A 1,433-nucleotide genomic window follows, 5' to 3' on the forward strand; every position below is an offset into this window, starting at 1 on the left:
AAGGCGAAGGTTTCCGGACGCCGCCCGCCGCGCTTTCTCCGAGCCAGGGCCGCGAAGCGACCGAACTCGATGAGGCGCGTCTTGTCCTCGTGGAGCTGCAGGCCGAACTTGGCCAGCCGTTCCTTAAGGACCGCCAACATCTCCTTCGCGTCCGCCTCCTTCTCGAAGCCCATGACGAAGTCGTCGGCATACCGCACGATGGTCACTCGACCTCGTTCCCGTCGCCGCCGCCATTGATGGACCCAGAGATCGATGACGTAGTGGAGAAAGATATTGGCCAGGAGCGGACTGATCCCCGCTCCCTGCGGCGTTCCCCTGCTTGTTTCGTATTTCTCACCGCTCTCGAGGATGCCAGCCTCCAACCACATCCGGACAAGCCGGAGAATTCGAGGATCGGCGATCCTGTGCGCCAGCATTCGCAGCAACCACTCGTGGTCGACCGAGTCGAAGAAGCTGCGGATATCGGCATCGAGCACAAAGTTCACGCGTTGGCTCATGATCGCCGTATGCAGCGATTCGAGCGCCTGGTGCGGGCTCCTCCCGGGCCGAAAGCCATAGGAGAAACCCAGGAAGTCAGCCTCGTAGATTGCGCTGAGCGTCTCGGCCACCGCACCCTGGACGATCTTGTCCTCCAGCGTCGGCACTCCGAGCGGACGTCGCCCTCCGTCGGCTTTCGGGATGTAGACGCGCCGAACCGGCTGAGGCCGGTAGCGCCCGGTGTGGACACGCGAGCAGAGGTCCTGAAGATTTGCCTCCAGGTTCTGCTCGTAGCCCGCAACCGTTATCCCGTCGACTCCTGCACTTGCCTGCCGCTTCTGACGGCGAAACGCTCGCCCGAGCGCTTCGATGTCAACATGATGCAGCAGGGCCGTGAACCGTGTCTGGACGGCCGAGCAGGCCGCCGCGTTCACCCTGTCAAGTTTGGATGCCAGGGCAACCCGGCTCTGCGTCCGGACCTGACCCTCATCGACTGGGCTCCTTCCGGGCCAGTCCCTTCCCTCGGCGCGTCTCGTTTCCTTCAACGGCGTCATCAGTACTATGGACCAGTCCGACTCCCGACCTCAGCTCGGATGTCAGCTCCGGCAGCGCCTCGCCAACATCCCCCGCCAGAGACCAATCTGGCGGACCCGGTCGGGCCTCTCATGTTCCGATGAATGCTTTTCGTGCGTGATACGGCCTTCGACCCCGGCGAAGCGTCGTCATCTCGCATAGCGATGACGCACATGCTGCCTTCGTGAACGGGAACACACTCGGCCTTCGCGATATTCAAAATTTCGTGGCTCAATCCCGCACCCCACACGACCCCTGTCTACACTTCAGACCCCGCGTTACCACGACGCCCGCAAGACTCGGTCCCGACCTGCCCGCTACGGCTTTGATCGGATGAGACTTTCACTCATAGGCACTCACCAGCTTTGCATGACGTACTCCCG

At 62.4% G+C, this 1,433-nt stretch carries 1 protein-coding gene; it reads right to left on the minus strand.

What is annotated here, in order from left to right:
- Positions 1-911 (minus strand): group II intron reverse transcriptase/maturase (ltrA, locus tag VSX60_RS22290; RefSeq protein WP_327626425.1); only part of this gene is annotated, 911 nt, incomplete at its 3' end.
- Positions 912-1,433: the final 522 nt, after the last annotated feature.

Source organism: Aurantimonas sp. A3-2-R12 (assembly GCF_036016755.1).
Taxonomy (GTDB): Bacteria; Pseudomonadota; Alphaproteobacteria; order Rhizobiales; family Rhizobiaceae; genus Aurantimonas; species Aurantimonas coralicida_A.